The organism is Rahnella perminowiae, assembly GCF_019049755.1.
GTDB classification, from domain to species: domain Bacteria; phylum Pseudomonadota; class Gammaproteobacteria; order Enterobacterales; family Enterobacteriaceae; genus Rahnella; species Rahnella perminowiae.
Genome location: NZ_JAFMOS010000201.1, coordinates 1 through 1753, shown reverse-complemented (window position 1 = coordinate 1753; position 1753 = coordinate 1). Strand labels below are relative to the sequence as shown.

Here is a 1753-nt window from a genome sequence, read left to right as displayed (position 1 = left end):
GAGTTGTCCTAAAGGATTGTGAAGGAAATACGCGTTAACTGTTCTTAAATCGTGAGCAACCATGCAGCTTTAAAAATAAAAAGCCAAGGATTGTAAGAATTTATGATCGGGCATACGGAAACATCCGGCAACAGGAGCGGATTGATAAGAAGAAGTGATGAAACGGCCATGCTTTGCCGTACTTACCTATCGGCAAATGTTCAGGAAAACTTTAATGATTGTGCTTAAAAAAGTGATTTATACCGCGCAATGGCAAACAAAAAGTTCATGAATAGGAATTTTATTACTAAATCAGCATCTGCCGCCAGTTTTACTGCCCGGGGGATGATTTAAACACATTTTTAACAGGGAAGTCAGCGGAGATAAGACAACCGGCTTCAAAAATCATCTGCGATTAAACCGGCTAATTAAGCAGAGAGATTAAAATAGGCGAGCCCATGATCAATAATAGTCTCTTTCACAATGAGAAAGCTGTTTTCTGAACGTAAATGCAGCGGATACTTTAAAAACCTGCCGAAATTTCCGACAGGTCATAACGTTGTATTATTTAAATCGCGTCTGATGATTAAAAAGGCATGATTCGCGGATCAGGGTGCTGATATTCAAATCCCAGTTCTTTGCAGATCCGTTCGCCATCGACGATTTTGCCCTTCTCTGCTGAAGCAGGTTCAGCAAATGTTGGCGGCTCCAGCCCCATCTGTCTGGCAAGCGCCGGATAAAACTCAGCTTTGACCGGATGCACAGGCGCGCACAGGTTAAATGTATGGCCCCCCTTGGGCAGGCTGAGTAGCAATATAATTGCCGAAATGACATCATCCTGATGTACCAGGTTAACACCCTGCTGGCCGCCTTTGACCTGCGTCTTTCCGGCCATGAAACGCCCGGGATGACGATCGCCGCCCACCAGACCGGCCAGACGCAGCACATCAACCGATGTATTAGGCAAACCATGGAGCCAGTTTTCAAGTTCTTTAAGCACCTTTCCGCTGGCCGTGACCGGCTCAAGCGCAGATCCCTCGTGCACCACACCGTCTCCTTCACCGTATACAGACGTCGAGCTGGTGAAAATAATGCGTTTCACGTTATGCGCCAGCGCGCTGTCAGTTAACAGCTGTACCGCCTGGAAGTACAGTTCGCTGCCCTCCACTGTCCGGCGTGCAGGCAAGGTGATGATCAGCGCATCGACATTCAGCAACTGATCGAGATCTTCCGCTGCACATTCCATCTGCGGCGTAAACACCAGCGGGAAACATTCGATCCCCACCGCTCTTGCGGCATCTACCCCATCCGGCGTGGTTTTACTGCCCACGACTTCATAGCCTTTAGAAGCCAGTGCCATCGCCAGTGGCATTCCCAGCCAGCCCAGTCCGATAATCGAAACCTTCTTCATACTTTGCTCCATTGTTTCATTGGCATCGGGCCTCACAACACCCTTTGCTGATACCGCTTCCTTTATATTAGCAAACATCGCCTTTTCTCCGTTCAGCCAGCGTAAGGTTTTCTCTGTGTCTGTTAACGAATTATTCATTTATCCGATGAAACCCCCGACGTGGATAAGAAAAACTCATCATCGGAAAAAAAGGTTGCGCTGTTGCCGCCCGATCGTTTAGTTTTATTGGCAGCGAATGCAGTCTGTGTTGCGAATGTTTCAAATCTGAATCACGCCGCACAGCAATGAACATACTGAGAGACTGACATGATAAACGTTCTGATTAACCACCATCATCACCATCACCCTGACTAGTCTTTCAGG

The 1753-nt window shown here is 47.6% G+C and carries 1 protein-coding gene; it reads right to left on the bottom strand.

What is annotated here, in order from left to right; translation table 11 throughout:
• Positions 1-565: 565 nt before the first annotated feature.
• Complete coding sequence (locus J1785_RS01265) at positions 566-1390, bottom strand: SDR family oxidoreductase (protein ID WP_217218629.1); 825 nt, start codon at positions 1388-1390, stop codon at positions 566-568.
• Positions 1391-1753 lie beyond the last annotated feature (363 nt).

Bases quoted from the DNA above. Each gene is read 5' to 3' on its own strand.
- J1785_RS01265 (WP_217218629.1), bottom strand. From the start codon at position 1,390: ATGAAGAAGGTTTCGATTATCGGACTGGGCTGGCTGGGAATGCCACTG.